A 15,914-nucleotide genomic window follows, 5' to 3' on the forward strand; every position below is an offset into this window, starting at 1 on the left:
AATTATTTGTGTGAATGTCGATGGAGATGCATCAGTTTTCGATATGCAATCGTAAAATCATGTTATTTTTCTGCTTTTTGCTGCGATTCTTCTGCTATAGCGTTGGTATAGCATAAAAACTTGTGTCATTGTGGACGAAAGTGTGAAGGCGTGATGCTCAAGTCAGCAGCAGCGAAGCCTGCTTCGCCGAACCTTACTGGACAAGTCTGCCCACGTCGTTGATGCCGATGACGTGTCCATGACGTGTGTCGATGGCTTCGCTGCCGCCGTAGACGATGAAGCGGTGCTGTGGGTCGACGCCCATCAGCGGCGCCAGATCCTCGAGATTCTCGAAGGACTTCGGCCGGTATGTGGACGAGGACTTCACTTCGATGGCGTATTGCGGCTGGCCGCCTCGTTCGATGATGAGATCGATCTCCTTCTGGTTGCTGTCTCGCCAGTAAAACAGTTTCGGCTCGCGCCCGATTGCTTGATATCGTTTGATGATTTCCACCACGATGGCATTCTCGTACAGATTCCCGCGGTTCTGGCTGGTGAACAGCTGGTCGGCGGATTCGATGCCGAGCAGATTGGCTGCGAGCCCAGTGTCGTAGAAGTAGAGTTTTGACGCTTTGATGAGTCGTTTCCCATAGTTCTTGTGGTATGGGTGCAGTCGCAGCGTGATAAAGCTTGTCTCCAGAACGGAGAGCCAGTCGCGGGCGGTGTCAGTGCTGATGCCGCAATCGTTGGCGAGGCTTGTTATGTTGAGCACTTCTCCTACGCGGGTGGCGCATAGCGTAAGGAACGTATTGAACTCGGTGATCTTTTTGATGCCAAGTTCGGCCCGTACGTCACGGTCAATATAGGTCTTGATGTAGCTGGGGAAGAAGTCTGCTGGGTCGATGCCTAGGGTCACTGGGCGCGGATAACAGCCTTCGAACAGGAAATCGTCGATGGTGTTCGGCTCGCGATGGGCGGCGGCGAGCTCCGAATACGACAACGGCAGCAGATGAAGTACGGCGACGCGCCCTGCCAGTGATTGGGAGATGCGGTTCATGAGCAGGAAGTTCTGCGAGCCGGACAAGATGTATTGACCGGGGACGTTGTGCTGGTCGATGACGCCTTGCAGATAGGAGAACAGCGCAGGCGTGCGTTGCACCTCATCCAAAATAACGTGGTTGTCGTATCTGGCGAGGAAGGCGCGTGGGTCGTCCAACGCCGCTTCGCGCATGTCCTCATCCTCAAGTGAGACGTATCGGTAGTTCGGGAATGTCGCCCGGACGAGGGTGGATTTGCCGCTTTGCCTTGGTCCAGTCAGGGTGACTGCGGGGAATAGTTCTGCCAGGGATTGGAGTTTGGCGGTTAGTTCGCGTGGAATCATAGGGCTATGTTCTTTCCCTCTTCTTGGGTTTGCCGAATTCTCGAACATATCGGACAAATGTTCGTCGATTTGCATATGTTCTACTCGTTGATTTACATAAAGTATACTCGTCGATTTACATAAGGCCCACTCGTTGATTTGCATGGTTTGGGTGTTGGCTGACGTAGGCGCCTACCCGATTGCTTTCCAATCGTCTTTGTGTGGTGCCGCCGGGTTTGTTTGGCGAAGTCGACTGGCCGGGTGGTGGCCGGGTGGCGTCGCTCGGGTGGCTTGGTGAAGTCGGTTGGGCATGTGGTGGCCGTTTGGCTTTACTGAGTTGGCTGAGCGAAGTCATTTGGCCAGTTGATGTCATGGCGACTTCACTGACAGCGTTCTCAGTGAAGCTGTTTGGGCATATTGTGGCCGTTTGGCGTCGCTGGGCGTTCTCAGTGAAGTAGTTTGGCCAGTGGTTGCCCGGCTGGCTTCGCTGCGTGATGCTGAGTGAAGCCAGACGGGCGCGTAATGGCCATGTCGCTTCGCTGAGGGCATGCTTAGTGTGTCGTGGATGCCTGTCGTGTGCCCCGCAACTGCAATTTCGCCTGTTTTGCACTTGCGGGGCACAGTCTGTTTCGTGCCCACAATGGCGTGGAATCTGAGAATGGCGGATTTCCGCGGTTTTGCTGTTCGTGGTTGTGTCACGCTGGCGCATCCGCGTGCCACACAACTGCAGAAAGCGCGTTTTTGCAATTGCGGGGCACGAACATTGCCATGTTTTACGCCAGTCTGACTCCTTGTTTTGCGCTGGCTACCGGGCCAGTCTGCTCCCGGTTAATCGTGGTTGAGTGCTTACGCCTGCAGGATGTTCGGCTCGAGCAGGAAGTCGTAGACGCTCATGGTGAGGATGCCGTGGTCGTCTCGTGTGGGCTTGATGATATCGCGCACCAGCACGATCTTCTGGAAGCTGTCGTCGACGTCGAGCAACGAGGCCTTTTCCTGCGCGGTCTTCTCCATGTCGGGCAGTTGGTACGCTGATTGGATGTAGTATCGCTGGCTGCCGAGGTTGGCGACGAAATCGATTTCCAGCTGTCTGCGGAAAGGCATGCCGTCGCGGTATCCGCGTTGTTCGACCACGCCCACGTCGACGTTGAACCCGCGCATACGCAACTCGTTGTATACGATGTTCTCCATGATGTGCGTCTGTTCGACTTGGCGGAATCCCAGACGCGCGTTGCGCAATCCCACGTCCTCGAAATAGTACTTTTTCGGACTGCCGATGTACCGACGTCCCTTGACGTTGTAGCGGCATGCCTCCTTGATGACGAAGGCGTCCTCGAGATAGCCGAGGTACTGCGTGATCGTGTTCACGCTGATTGGGGAGTGAAGTACGCTGCTGAACGTCGCCTTGATCTTGGACGGATTGCTCAACGCGCCGATCGAAGAGGCCAGGACGTTCACCAGATCGTCTAGCTCCTGCGATTTACGGAGTCTGTTCCGTGCGACGATGTCTTTGAGATAGGTTTCCGAGAACAAGTTCTCCAAGTACCGTGATTTCTGCTCGTCGGTCCGCATGGACAGGGTGAGTGGCATGCCGCCGAACACCACGTATTCGGCCCAGCCATGCTGGACGTCTCCATCGTATGCCTGCATGAATTCCGCGAACGACAGGGGGGGCGGACGCGCACCTCGTCTCCGCGGCCGCGGAACTGGGTCTTCACGTCGGTGGAAAGCATCTTCGAATTGCTGCCTGTCACATATACGTCAACGTTACGCATGCGCAGCAGTCCGTTGAGCACCTCGTATAGTTGCGGAGGCTCATCGCCGTGCATCTCCGTGTCGGATATTGCGTACTGCACCTCGTCCAGCAGCACGTAATACTGTTCGTCGCGAGCTGTGATACGCGACGTTATGTATGCGTACAGCCGTTCCGGGTCGCGCAGGTCCGAATACGCCATGTCGTCAAGCACGGCTTCGATGATGTGGTCGTCGTCCACGCCCTTGCCGTGCAAATAATCCTCGAACAGAGTGAACAGCAGGAAGGATTTTCCGCAGCGTCTCGCCCCGGTGATCACCTTGACCAGACCATTGCCCATGCGTGCGATGAGATCGTTGAGATATCTGTCTCGGTGTATCAGCATGAGGTCTTTCCTCTGGTGGATTGGTATGTGCTATTGAATTATTGTTGCATATATGTCAAAGATGTTCAATAGAAAGACAAGTTATTGAAAATAATTGTCATGTATGTCAAAAATATTCAACAGATTGAGTGCGGTGCGCCAAACTGAAAATGCCGGCCAACCGGGCGTGGTGCGGGTGCCTGTTGTGCGCCACGCAAGTGCAATATCGCCTGTTTTGCGTTTGTGGGGCACACGCCTCATATTCACAATTTCTCACAATGGCGGATTTCCGCGGTTTTGCGTGTCTCTGCCCTGCCGCTGTCGGCGCGTTCGCGCGCCACGCAAGTGCAAAAGAGACGATTCTGCGCTTGCGGGACAATCCCTCGTGCCACGTCAGCGCATAATCGCCCATACTGTACCAGCGTGGCGCATAATCGGAGAGCGCGATGACCATGATTGCGACCATATCCAGTCCGAATGGAGATGCGTCGCGGGCGCGGTGCCCCAGCCGTACCTTACTGCTCTTCATTGCGAAAAGCCCCCGCTGGCGGGCGGCGCAGCGAGGGCTTTGTGAGGGCTTTACGCAACAATAAGCGGACGCAGATCAGCTGTTGGCCCCGGAGAACGAGGCGTACACGCTAGACGCCCAGACCATGAACGGATCCTGATCGCCCGTGCCGGTCAGCGGCTGATAGTTCACGTCGGTGTGCAGGCTGTGGGTGCGCGGGTCGTAGGTGATGCGCAGCTCGGTCGGTGCATCCACGCCGTACTTGGCGCATGCCTGAAGATACTGGCTCACCAACGCGCGACCCGAGTCGAAGAACTGGCTGCGTGCCTCGGCGGGCGTGTTCTTCAGCAGGTCGCCGGACGCCACCAGTGCATTGCCGGAGCGGAAGAAGCAGTCCCACGTGGGGGCGCCGTTCTGCACGGCGGCATGCACGTATACGGTCTGGATGGTGCCGTTGCTGATGGCGTCCTGATTGGGAAGAGACGCGGCAAGGTACGCCATCTGCATCTGCAGCGAGCCGGTCTCCTGCTCAAAAGGGTTGGGGCCGCCTTGTTGCGGAGCGGCGGCAGCGTTCGATGCCGGCGACGATGCTGGCGCCGTGGGCGTTGACGAAACCGTGGAGCTTGCCGGTGCGTTCTGGGCCTCAGGTGAGGGAATGGGTGCCTGCGGGGCTGCGCCCGGTGCAAACGGAGCCTGAGGTGCGGCGGAAGCTGGTGCGCTATAGTTTGGTGCTGACGCGTAGCCCGGGGTGGCTGGTGCGGCGTTGGGCGCTGCGGTCGCCGTCGGATATCCTGCAGGGGCGTAGCCCTGCGGTGCCGGGGCGCCTTGCGGAGCGTAGCCGGGCGCACCCGGTGCCGCCTGAGTTGTTGCGTTCTGCGCGGCCTGCTCCTGCGCCTCTTCTTCGTCGGCCTTCTTCTTGGTGTAGAAGTACTGCGCCACGCCGACGACAGCGAGGAGGACGATCCAGACCAGAGCCTGTCCGAGATCATCCGCAAGCACACCAAGGATGAGCAGCAGTACGCAGAGCACGATGATGAAGGGGATCATTTTCTTCGTGCGGCGGAACCTGCCCCGGTAGTTCATCTGCCAGTAGTTCCACGAATTGTTTTTCTTTCCGGCCATCATGACCTCCCTGTCATTGACGCTTAGCTGCTTCGGTGCGTAACCGGTCGCTAAGTTCTGTGCTGCGTCGATTGCCACCACCACAACGCAATTCCACTGTAGAACGAGCGAACGTGAGAATGAAGGAGGACCCGCGGGGTGCTTTGTATGTTCACAGAGTATTCATGCAGTTTGCGCGACTGGCCTGCGTAGCGGCTTCATTCGGGGCGGCGGGCGCTTGTCGGGCGCTTGTTGGGTGTTGTCTGTGGACGACGCATCGACGTATAAGTTGCGGTGTGCGTTGGCTTGGTTTTCCGGCGAAATCCGTTGGATTTCCTACAGTCAACGTTGGCTTCCGCCAGTCAATGAAGCCATTGTCGGAAGCCATTGTCTGCGGACTGCTTCAATACACTGCTTCAATATCCGGTCTGGTGCCGGTTCTGACAGACGTCCGCATGATGGGTGGATGACCATATTGCGCAGTGCATAATCCTTATAATCGTGCCGCTTACGTAGAATGAAGCGCAAAACAACAGGGTGAAGGATGGCGACGCCGGCACGTCCACGTCGACCGCAGCGCGTGTTGCTGTTCGAACGTGCGCAGCCAGCGCGCGCAGCGCATCGGGCACATGTGGCAGCACACACAGCGCGTGCCGCGAGTACCGTACCGGCCCGGGGCGGACGCCTTGCATCGGACGCCTGACCGCTCGACCCAAACCCAAGAGAAGAACGAAGGACAGCAGTGGCTCTCATCGTGCAGAAGTACGGCGGCTCGTCGGTCGCCGATACCGATTCAATCAAGCGCGTGGCCAAGCGCGTTGTTGAAACGGAAAAGAAGGGCAACAGGGTGGCCGTGGTGGTCTCCGCCATGGGCGACACCACCGACGACCTCATCGACCAGGCCCTGAGCATCGACTCCAACCCGCCCGAGCGCGAGATGGACATGCTCATGACCGCCGGCGAACGCATCTCCATGAGCCTGCTCGCCATGGCCATCCACGCCGAAGGCAGCCGCGCCCACTCGTTCACAGGACAGCAGGCAGGCTTCTTCACCGACGCCCGCTATGGCGCGGCCCACATCAAGTCCGTCAAGCCGGATCGCGTGAAGAACGCGCTCGCGCTTGGCGATATCGCGATTGTGGCCGGCTTCCAGGGCATCAACGCCAAGGGCGACGCCACCACGCTCGGCCGCGGCGGCTCCGACACCTCCGCCGTGGCGCTCGCTGTGGCCCTCGGCGCGGACATCTGCGAGATCTACACCGACGTGGACGGCATCTTCACCGCAGACCCGCGCATCGTGCCCGCCGCCCGTCGCATTCCGGCGATCGACTACGAATCCATCCTCGAGATGGCCTCCTGTGGCTCCAAGGTGCTGGCGCTGCGCTGCGTGGAATACGCCCAGCGTTTCAAGATGCCGTTGCATGTGCGCTCCTCCTTCTCGCATCGTCCGGGCACGCTGGTGGTGCCCGAGGGAGTGGACCCGCGCACGCTGCCCAACCTCGACTGACCGTCGACTGACCGTCGGCCGGTCGCGCGCCGGCACACATTCATCGCAACACACGTAAACTCAACCAAGACAAGGCAATAGACATGACTGAAGAAGAAGCAAAATCCATGGGCGACCTGTTCCCCGATCTCGGTCCTGAGGCCCCGGTGATCTCCGGCATCGCCCACGACCGTTCCGAAGCGCTGGCCACCGTGCGCGGCGTGCCGAACGAACCGGGCATGGCCGCCAAGGTGTTCACCGAGCTCGCCACCGCGGGCGTGAACGTGGACATGATCGTGCAGGCCGGCGCGTCCGTGGGCACCGCCGACATCTCCTTCACCGTTCCCGAGGCGTCGGTCAAGCAGGTGGAGAACACGCTGATCGACAAGCAGGACGACCTCGGCTATCACTCCTTCGACATCAACACCAACGTCGGCAAGGTGGCCGTGGTGGGCGTCGGCATGAAGACCCACTCCGGTCTGGCCGCCAAGTTCTTCCGCGCGCTGAGCGACAAGGGCATCAACGTGCTGATGATCTCCACCTCAGAGATCCGTATTGCCGCTCTGGTGCCGCTCGACCAGCTCAACGAAGCCGTCAAGGCACTGCACACCGCCTACGGTCTGGACGCCAAGCAGATCGAAGCCGTGGTCTACGGCGGTACGGGTCGCTGAGTGCGGCCGGTAACACGGCTGCAGCGGCTGTGGCTGCTGTGGCTGCTGTTGCGGGGGCGACTGTTGCGGTGGCGGCCGAGTCCAGCGGGCCAAGCGTCACAGGGTGCTGAGCCTCAGACGCTGGGCCGTGCTGTGTCCACCTGTTTGTCTGCTTCGCAGCGGTCCAACGGTCGGAAGCGGCTCTGAGCCCAGCCGGATTCAGCTCATGAGCGCCTAAGTCGGGTGCCGGTCTGAATTGATGTCTCAATCGATGCCGGTCTCCATCGATATTTGAGAAAAAGACGAGAATGCCCTCCCTGTGGAGGGCATTCTGCGTTACGAGGGGCTGATTTCAGCGGCTCGGAACACCTATCTGCGTTACGAGGGGCTGGCCCCGAGAGTAGAGGCCATTCATAATGGCGGAATGACGGTCGGAATGAGCCGAAAACAGGTTGTATCTTCCGAACGCAGCCCCTCGTAACGCAGATAGATCTTCCGGAAAGTGGAAATCAGCCCCTGCTAAGCGAGAAAGCCCTCCATTAGAGGGCTTTCCGCGTTCAATGTAGTTGATTTCGGCTTTTGCGGCGGCTTCTCAGAGAGGTATCTGCGTTCAATGAGGTACATTTGACTCTTTGCGGAAAGCTATCTGCCTTGAGTGAGGTATCCCAACCACGAAACCCCGAGTATGAACGCCGATATCGCAACGTTTGTACTCGGGGTTTCACGTATTTGGTACCTCACTGAACGTAGATAGCTGTCCGGAATGCAGCGAATCTACCTCATTGAACGCAGATAGCCCGCCACTCTTCCACGAAAGGACTCAGTAGTCGGGCAGACTTGCGTGTTGCCTGACTGGCGCCGACCGTTCTACAGCCTTATGCGCCGTGAGAGTCCCCGCAACACATTTGTAGGGGTACGGCGCGGATGCGTCTCGGTGACCGTACGCTGCTGTCTGCCCAGCATACGTTTACCGAGATAATGGTGAGATGACGGCTGCTGTGGCCTCCTCTGGTCCCCTTTTTGGCTACTTCTTCGTGATGTAGCCCAGGGCCTTGAGCATTTCGGCGCATTCGAGTGCATCGCCCGCGGTGCCACGCAGCGTGTTGTGGGCCAGCCCCACGGAACAAGTTCTCTAAATCTTCAGAGTCCCTTAACCATAGATATCGGGGATTGGCGCTTCTATTGCATTGATATTCATCGTCAAGCATTCCTTAATTCAGGATACATATGCTTTGCTGCGTCAGCATTATGCTACAAGGTACATGATTGACACTAATACGAGGTTGTATGTATATGCTGGTTAATCACAAGTTTACGCGACGCCGTATTGTGAGCTGTTGTACGTTGATGCTTGTCGTTATGAGTTTTTGTTGGGGGTGTGGGCCGGCCGAAGGCGTCGCCCCGATGGATGTAGCCGAACTGCCGACTGCGCTTGATGGTACAGAAAGCAAGGCGCTTATTCTGCAGACGGTGCTGCGCCAAGAAAAGGGGCAAATCGAATCGCAGACGAAGTGGGAGGACCTTGCAGCCAGAGGTGCCCCATATGATTGGTCGTCTCGCACCATGATTACGTGCAAGGATGGTGCGGTGGCGAGCTTGACTGTGACCAAATATCCGTCTCAGGAAGCTGCGGTTGGAGTAATAGAAAGCATGGAAGAGCTTGCTGCTCGCGGAACATATGTGGCTAACCCAAGATCCGGAGTTGTGAAGAACAAGAGGCGCTCGCAGGCTGCAGAAGAAGTTGTTGGCAAACAGATTCATTATGACGAGTGCGAGGATTCGCCCCTCGATTGTTCCACTTGTACCGTCAATGGCGTCGCGTCTGCATGCGACGTTGACATATGGAGCAACAAGACAGTTGTATTCACATTAGTCAGTGCAGGGGCGTCACTACATGACTTCGCATGGTGATTAGGCGTTGATGATTTCCGGCCTGAGCAATAATGATGCTTTCCGTCCGAGACAATCAGGAGTCGCAACACCTTTGCAGAGGCGGGGTGCGGATGGGGCTCGGTAAACGTACGCTGGCTTCTGCTCAGCGTACGTTTACCGGGGTAATGGTGAGATGACGGCTGCTGTGGCCGCCGCTTGGCTACTTCTTGGTGATGTAGCCCAGGGCCTTGAGCATTTCGGCGCATTCGAGTGCACCGCCCGCGGCACCGCGCAGAGTGTTGTGGGCGAGCCCCACGAACTTCCAGTCGAAGATGGAGTCCTCGCGCAGGCGGCCGATCGAGACGCCCATGCCGCCCTCGTAGTCCACGTCCAGCTTGACCTGCGGACGGTCGTCTTCGGTCAGGTACTGGATGAAGTGCTTCGGAGCGTGCGGCAGGCCGAGACGAGCGGCCTCGGACGTGTAGTTCACCAGTCGGTCGATGAGCTCTTCCTTGGTGGCTTTCTTGCCGAAGTTCAGGAATACGGTGGCGGTATGGCCGTTGAGCACGGGCACGCGGATGCACTGCGAGGTGATCTTCAGCGGGCCATCGAACGGCACGATTTCGCCGCGCTCGGCGTCCACGTGGCCGAACACCTTGAGCGGCTCCTTCTCGCTCTTGGCCTCCTCGCCGGAGATGAACGGGATGATGTTGCCCACCATCTCGGGCCAGTCCTTGAACGTCTTGCCCGCGCCGGAGATGGCCTGGTACGTGCTCACCACCACCTCGTGCGGCTCGAATTCCTTCCACGCGGCCAGCGCCGGCGTGTACGCCTGAATCGAGCAGTTCGGCTTGACGGCGATGAATCCGCGCGTGGTGCCCAGGCGACGACGCTGATGCTCGATCACCGCGAAGTGCTCCGGGTTGATCTCCGGCACCACCATCGGCACGTCCGGCGTCCAGCGGTGCGCGCTGTTGTTCGACACCACCGGCGTCTCGGTCTTCGCGTACCGCTCCTCGATGGCGCGGATCTGCTCCTTCGGCATGTTTACGGCGGAGAACATGAAGTCCACGTCGGCGGCCACCTTCTCGGCGTCGTCGCCGTCCACGACCACCATGTGCTTGGCGTATTCGGGCATCGGCGTTTCCATCTTCCACCGGTCGCCCACGGCCTCCTCGTACGTCTTGCCGGCGCTATGCGCGGAAGCGGCGAGGGTGACCACCTCGAACCACGGGTGGTTTTCCAGCAACGTGACGAATCGCTGGCCCACCATACCGGTGGCGCCAAGAATGCCGACCTTCAATTTCTCGGACATGATACCTTCTGCTTCTCGCTTGAGTTCGATTAAGGAAACGTGTGCTATTACCTCTGTGCTTGGTCATGCACGACGGCCGCGCGCAGATGGAGATAATTGTACGGAGACCGGCTGCCCAAGGCGCTGCGTTTCCCATATGATGACGGGCGATGAGGGGCTGCGGTGGGCAATGGCGGCATGCCATGGCGCTGCCGCACTTGTGCCTCACGATAATCAGATACAAGTGACGGTCCCGAAACTGTTACGCCACGTTGCTAGGCTGGAGGCATGTCTATCGCATCAGTAGAAGCGCAGAAACAGCTTGACCGCATCGTGGCCCTTGGCTACCCGGATGTGGCGGACATGTCCGCCGCCGCATTCCGCGCGCTGGCCCGTCCGCTGATCGGCGCGCTTGAGCATTCCGACTTGGGCTCGAACATTCTCCTGGTGCCTACGCGCGAGCTGGTTTCGCCCGAATCGCTGATCGCCCGAACCTCCATTAACCGCATGGCCGGCTTCACCACGATGCCCCCGCGCGACATCGCCAGCTTCCTGCCCGTCAGTGGCTTCACCCCGCCCGAAGGCCCGTTCTATCTGGTAGTCGACCCGCATACCGGCACGTGCTACATCAACCGCGAGCCGGATGTGGCCCGCAAACTGCTGGATTCCGACGACCGCCTGCCGCTCACGCTCGAGGAGGGGCTCGCCATCGCCACCCAGCATCCGGAATGGCTGATGGTCAAGAACGGCTTCAATCTGCTGGGCTCGCGCTCGGCGGACGGCCGCGTGCCGAGCATCTGGATGAGCCAGAACGCGCCACGCCTCGGTGCCGTTTGGCCGAACTCGCGCCATACGTGGCTCGGCAACGCCTACTGCGCCGCCCGACGCGGCATCAGCCTGTTCCGCTGATTTTCCGGTGTGACTGTCCTGCACCCGTCTGGGCCCTCCTTTGGGTCTTCCTTTGGGCTTTCCTCCTCCCTTCCTCCCCACCGTGTAGGGATTTGCCCACAGTGTAGGGATTTGCCCACCATGTAGGGAACTTCCCACAGTGTAAGGAGCAAAAACGGCTTTATTCCGCCGATGTGTAGGTTTTGTGTCCCTACACGATGGGGGATTCCCTACATGATGGGGAGATTCCCTACACGGTGGGGCTGCCTCCCCACCGTGGGCTGCCTCCCCAGACGGGTTCTAGTGATCGTTGCGACACCTGACCGACCGGCGGGAGGATCAAGTGGGCATGCGGGAAGGGATTGCGCGCAGCAGGCGCAGCAGGCACGTCGAGCCCGGCCGCCTGCGGAATTGAACGGCGTCGGAAAAGCCTGTGCCATTCCTGTGAACGAGGCAGCGGTGGCCGCATCCGCCCGCCTACACTGAAGAATCATGACGAACAGCTTGCGATTCCGCGAAGACGGCAGCTTCCGCGTGCTGCAGATGGCCGACGTCCAGGACGGCCCCGACGTGCTTCCCGACACCATCCGCCTCATCCGCGAGGCCATCCGCAAAGCCGACCCCGATCTCGTGGTGTTCACCGGCGATCAGATCCGTGGCTACGACCCCGCCTATATCGACACCTTCCTGCGCCGTCGCGGCGAGCAGCCAGGTGCCCGCGTGCGCGCGGTGACCAAGGTGGAGGCAAGGATTTGCGGCATCAGACAGCATTCCACTAAGGACGCCGAGCATCCTGATGCGCCCGGTATCGACGAGCTCATGGACGAGACGCGCGCCAAGGTCCGCCGCACATTCGACGGCTTCCTCGGCCCGGTGGTCGAAGCGAAAGTCCCGTTCGCCGCCACCTATGGCAACCACGATTTCCAGTGCGGCATCCTGGCCGACGAACAGGATGACATCTACCGCGAGTTCCCCGGATGCCTCAACCCGGCCGACAGCCTCGAACCGGGCACGTTCGCCCTGCCCATCGAGTCCTCGGACGGCTCCGGTCGCGTGGCCATGAGCGTCATGATGGTCAACTCCGGCGACTACGCCACCGAGTCGGGCGAGCCCGGTGCTCCTAAGGAGCGCGACGCCCAATACCCCGCATATGTGGCCAATTCCCGCGGCCTCGACCTTGCGGATTCCGACGGCTATGGCACCCCCACGCCCGAGGCCATCGGCTGGCTCAAGTCCGTGCAGGTCGAGCTCGGCCGCCGCAACGGCGACGGCAAGCCGGTGCCGGCCATCGCCTTCCAGCACATCCCGCCGCAGGAGTTCTACGACTGCCTCAAGGAGGTGCCCGCCTGGACGCCGAACGCCGTGGAAGGTGCGCGCACCCACGCCGGCCACTGCTATGTGCTCAATCATGAGGTCTGCCGTCCGGGCTCCCGGCTGGGCGAGGCCATCGGCTGCGCGGACGAGAACGTGGGCGAGGTGGACGCCATGCGCGAGGCGGGCGGCTATTTCGCGCTGTTCTGCGGGCACGATCACAAGAACGCGTTCGTTGGCCACGTGCACGGCCTCGACCTGGGCTACGCGCCCACGTGCGGCTTTGAATGCTATGGTCCCAAGTCGCGCTATCGCGGCATCCGCCTGTTCGAGTTCCATGAGAACAATCCGGCCGGCTATGTGACGCGCATGCTCACTTGGGGCGACCTGGTTGGACGCTATTCCAGCAACGAGGTGCGTGTCTGGTTCGAGGACCACTGCGTGACCGATGCGGTCAGCATGCGCAACGAGCTGCGCCGTCCGGAGGTGTTCGCCGTGCTCGCCGGCGCGATGAGCCTTGGATTCGCCGCCATCGTGCGCTCGCTGCTCAGAGGCGCCCGCCGGTAATTCGCCGGCCCGGTCCGCGCGGCCGCCGCTCGCCCCGCCACAATACGGCATTTCCGCAGCCGTTGCCCGAGCTGGCCTGTAGGATGTTACATGCGTATTAACAGATGCGCATGGCTCTAGACAAGCGGTGCAAACCCGGTTTCGACTCCGGTCGCGGGCTGACATCAGCTGACATCAGCCGGCACTGGCCGTACGGGCCATATGGGTGGAGTGAATCCCATAGCGGACCGCACAGGTGGCACAGTGTAATGCCGGTGTCAACACTGTTGGCGTCAGCAGTGCCAGTGCTATGCCCGAGCGTGCGCACAACCCAAGAAAAGGAGGAACAATGGGTCAGGATCAATCATCTGTCTTTGATCTCGCAGCCGTCGCTGCGGCATCCAATGGGGGGAACAACGACCCGCTGCTGCCTCCGGCACGATTCATCGGCGATCCGCAGAAGCCCAGCCGCATGCCGTACAACAAGTACGTGGCCTATGACAAGCAGATTCCGTTTGATTACCCGGAGCGCACGTGGCCGGGCAAGCGACTGCAGCGCGCGCCGCGCTGGTGCTCCGTCGACCTTCGCGATGGCAATCAGGCCCTCGTCAACCCGATGGATTCCGAACGCAAGCTGCGCTTCTGGAACCTGCTGGTCTCCATGGGATTCAAGGAGATCGAGGTGGGCTTCCCGTCCGCTTCCGAGACCGATTTCGACTTCATCCGCATGCTCATCGAGCGTGAGCTGATTCCGGACGACGTGACCATCGTCGTGCTCACGCAGTGCCGCGAGCACCTGATCCGTCGCACCTATGAGGCGCTCAAGGGCGCCAAGCGCGCTATCGTGCACTTCTACAACTCCGTGTCCGTGCTGCAGCGCGAGGTCGTCTTCCGCAAGAACAGGGAAGAGATCAAGAAGCTCGCCACCGACGCCGCCGAACTGTGCAAAGACCTCGAATCCGAGGCCAAGGGCATCGACCTGTACTACGAGTACAGCCCCGAATCCTTCACCGGCACCGAGCCGGAGTACGCGGTCGAGGTGTGCAACGCGGTGATCGGCGTGATCAAGCCGACGCCCGAGCACCCGATGATCATCAACCTGCCGGCCACCGTGGAAATGACCACGCCGAACGTGTTCGCCGACGAAGTTGAGTACGTCTCCACCCATCTCGACGACCGTGACGCCGTGGTGCTGTCCCTCCACCCGCACAACGACGAGGGCATGGGCGTGGCCGCCACCGAGCTGGCCGTGCTCGCCGGCGCCGACCGTGTGGAAGGCTGCCTGCTGGGCAACGGCGAGCGTACCGGCAACGTGGACCTGGTCACGCTGGGCCTCAACTGGCTGACCCAGGGCATCGACCCGCAGCTCGACCTGTCCAATGTGCCCGAAATTCGCAAGACCGTCGAGTACTGCAACCAGATCAAGATCTCTGAACGTCACCCGTACGCCGGCAACTTCGTGTTCACTGCCTTCTCCGGCTCCCATCAGGACGCCATCAAGAAGGGCCTCGAAGCCCGTCAGGTGGCCGCCGACCGCGCCGGCGCCGACCTCAGCAGCTTCGTCTGGCTGGTACCGTACCTGCCGATCGACCCGAAGGACATCGGCCGCTCCTATGAGGCCATCATCCGCGTCAACTCCCAGTCCGGCAAGGGCGGCATGGCCTACCTGCTCAAGACCAACCACAACCTCGACCTGCCCAAGCGTCTGCAGGTGGAGTTCGACAAGGTCGTGCAGAAGTACGCGGACGACACCAAGAAGGAAGTCAAGGACGAGGACATCTGGCGTCTGTTCAAGGACGAGTACCTGCCGGTCGAGCAGTCCGGCATGACCGCCGCCGGCGTGGTCGTCGGCGACACGCATGACACATCTCTCGAGCCGTGGGGCCGTCTGAAGCTGCTGAAGGTGGCCATCAGCTCCGGCGAGGACGGTTCGGACACCGTGCTCAAGGCTCGCCTGCTCGACCGTGGCGTGAACGTGGGCGTCGACGAGCCGGTGGAGCGCGAGGTCTCCGGCATCGGCAACGGTCCGATCGCCGCCTTCCTCAACGCCATCTCCGACTTCGGCGTGGACGCCTCCATCATGGACTATGTGGAGCACACGATGTCCGTGGGCACCAACGCCATGGCCGCGTCCTACGTGGAATGCCAGGTCGGCGAGGCCGATGATGCGCAGATCGTCTGGGGTGTGGGCATCGACTCCTCCATCACCACCAGCGCGTTGAAGGCCATCATCTCCGCCGTCAACCGCTCCAACCGCGCCCGCTGAGGCTGCAAAGCCCTCCGGCTGTTGCGTGCGTTCTGGCTCCCCTTGTCAGGACAGCACCGTAAAGCAAACAGCGGAGCTGTTTGTAGGTGCTGTGCGAGCCGACAGGCGAGCCAGAAGACTGAGCGTGCAGCGCGTCCGTACGGCTATGGCCCCCTCTGATGAGGGGGCTGTCAGCGTAGCTGACTGGGGGAGAGACCAAATCAGGTCGGCTAGCTTCCTGTCGACTACCCCTCAGTCGGCTGCGCCGACAGCTCCCCTGACAAGGGGAGCCGACCGGTCATTGGCCCCCTTGACGGGACAGTACCGTGAAGCGGACAGCGAAGCTGCTTGTAGGCAGCGTGCGAGCCGACAGGCGAGCCAGAAGACTGCGCGCGCAGCGCGTCCGTACGGCTATGGCCCCCTCTGATGAGGGGGCTGTCAGCGTAGCTGACTGGGGGAGAGACCAAATCAGGTCGGCTAGCTTCCTGTCGACTACCCCTCAGTCGGCTGCGCCGACAGCTCCCCTGACAAGGGGAGCCGACCGGTCATTGGCCCCCTTG

Annotated in this window: 10 protein-coding genes and 1 pseudogene; 6 read left to right on the forward strand and 5 right to left on the reverse strand. The window is 60.4% G+C overall.

The window, feature by feature from the left end; genetic code table 11:
* Window positions 1-193: 193 nt before the first annotated feature.
* From BW09_RS08885 to BW09_RS08895, 4 genes and pseudogenes are all read right to left on the reverse strand, one after another.
* Window positions 194-1,360, reverse strand: coding sequence for an ATP-binding protein (locus BW09_RS08885; RefSeq protein WP_181162099.1), 1,167 nt, complete (start codon window positions 1,358-1,360; stop codon window positions 194-196).
* A gap of 825 nt (window positions 1,361-2,185) precedes the next feature.
* The gene (locus BW09_RS11200) at window positions 2,186-2,986 is read right to left on the reverse strand and encodes an ATP-binding protein (protein ID WP_258185042.1); all 801 of its coding nucleotides are present in this window, start codon (window positions 2,984-2,986) and stop codon (window positions 2,186-2,188) included.
* Window positions 2,987-3,066: 80 nt separating this feature from the next.
* A pseudogene (locus BW09_RS11205) lies at window positions 3,067-3,474 on the reverse strand (AAA family ATPase); the annotation flags it as partial.
* A gap of 583 nt (window positions 3,475-4,057) precedes the next feature.
* On the reverse strand, window positions 4,058-5,086 hold the full coding sequence (locus BW09_RS08895; protein ID WP_140463733.1) for a hypothetical protein: 1,029 nt from the start codon (window positions 5,084-5,086) through the stop codon (window positions 4,058-4,060).
* A gap of 718 nt (window positions 5,087-5,804) precedes the next feature.
* On the opposite strand from BW09_RS08895, the gene BW09_RS08900 reads away from it, so the two are divergent.
* The 3 genes from BW09_RS08900 to BW09_RS08910 all read left to right on the forward strand — a co-directional run bounded on the left by BW09_RS08900 (window position 5,805) and on the right by BW09_RS08910 (window position 9,109).
* Window positions 5,805-6,569 (forward strand): aspartate kinase, encoded by a 765-nt coding sequence (locus BW09_RS08900; protein WP_052382129.1) that lies wholly within the window; start codon window positions 5,805-5,807, stop codon window positions 6,567-6,569.
* 83 nt (window positions 6,570-6,652) lie between these two features.
* On the forward strand, window positions 6,653-7,219 hold the full coding sequence (locus BW09_RS08905; protein WP_044089770.1) for an ACT domain-containing protein: 567 nt from the start codon (window positions 6,653-6,655) through the stop codon (window positions 7,217-7,219).
* Window positions 7,220-8,602: 1,383 nt separating this feature from the next.
* On the forward strand, window positions 8,603-9,109 hold the full coding sequence (locus tag BW09_RS08910) for a hypothetical protein (RefSeq protein WP_044089771.1): 507 nt from the start codon (window positions 8,603-8,605) through the stop codon (window positions 9,107-9,109).
* 181 nt (window positions 9,110-9,290) lie between these two features.
* Here BW09_RS08910 and asd read toward each other — a convergent pair whose 3' ends face one another.
* Window positions 9,291-10,385, reverse strand: a complete 1,095-nt coding sequence (gene asd, locus BW09_RS08915) for an aspartate-semialdehyde dehydrogenase (protein ID WP_044089772.1) — start codon at window positions 10,383-10,385, stop codon at window positions 9,291-9,293.
* Window positions 10,386-10,652: 267 nt separating this feature from the next.
* Here asd and BW09_RS08920 point away from each other — a divergent pair, with 267 nt between their 5' ends.
* The 3 genes from BW09_RS08920 to leuA all read left to right on the forward strand — a co-directional run bounded on the left by BW09_RS08920 (window position 10,653) and on the right by leuA (window position 15,375).
* A complete protein-coding gene (locus tag BW09_RS08920) occupies window positions 10,653-11,273 on the forward strand; it encodes a DUF5701 family protein (protein ID WP_044089775.1) in 621 nt (206 codons plus the stop codon).
* A gap of 471 nt (window positions 11,274-11,744) precedes the next feature.
* On the forward strand, window positions 11,745-13,130 hold the full coding sequence (locus BW09_RS08925) for a metallophosphoesterase family protein (RefSeq protein WP_181161812.1): 1,386 nt from the start codon (window positions 11,745-11,747) through the stop codon (window positions 13,128-13,130).
* A gap of 328 nt (window positions 13,131-13,458) precedes the next feature.
* Complete coding sequence (gene leuA / locus BW09_RS08930; RefSeq protein ID WP_140463735.1) at window positions 13,459-15,375, forward strand: 2-isopropylmalate synthase; 1,917 nt, start codon at window positions 13,459-13,461, stop codon at window positions 15,373-15,375.
* Window positions 15,376-15,914: the final 539 nt, after the last annotated feature.

Source organism: Bifidobacterium sp. UTCIF-1, assembly GCF_006408915.1.
Classification (GTDB): domain Bacteria; phylum Actinomycetota; class Actinomycetes; order Actinomycetales; family Bifidobacteriaceae; genus Bifidobacterium; species Bifidobacterium reuteri.

Excerpts from the sequence above, each read along its gene's own strand:
- BW09_RS08885 (WP_181162099.1), bottom strand. The coding sequence starts at position 1,360 with ATGATTCCACGCGAACTAACCGCCAAACTCCAATCCCTGGCAGAACTA.
- BW09_RS11200 (WP_258185042.1), bottom strand. The coding sequence starts at position 2,986 with ATGCAGGCATACGATGGAGACGTCCAGCATGGCTGGGCCGAATACGTG.
- BW09_RS08895 (WP_140463733.1), bottom strand. The coding sequence starts at position 5,086 with ATGATGGCCGGAAAGAAAAACAATTCGTGGAACTACTGGCAGATGAAC.
- BW09_RS08905 (WP_044089770.1), top strand. The coding sequence starts at position 6,653 with ATGACTGAAGAAGAAGCAAAATCCATGGGCGACCTGTTCCCCGATCTC.
- BW09_RS08910 (WP_044089771.1), top strand. The coding sequence starts at position 8,603 with ATGGATGTAGCCGAACTGCCGACTGCGCTTGATGGTACAGAAAGCAAG.
- asd (WP_044089772.1), bottom strand. The coding sequence starts at position 10,385 with ATGTCCGAGAAATTGAAGGTCGGCATTCTTGGCGCCACCGGTATGGTG.
- BW09_RS08920 (WP_044089775.1), top strand. The coding sequence starts at position 10,653 with ATGTCTATCGCATCAGTAGAAGCGCAGAAACAGCTTGACCGCATCGTG.
- BW09_RS08925 (WP_181161812.1), top strand. The coding sequence starts at position 11,745 with ATGACGAACAGCTTGCGATTCCGCGAAGACGGCAGCTTCCGCGTGCTG.
- leuA (WP_140463735.1), top strand. The coding sequence starts at position 13,459 with ATGGGTCAGGATCAATCATCTGTCTTTGATCTCGCAGCCGTCGCTGCG.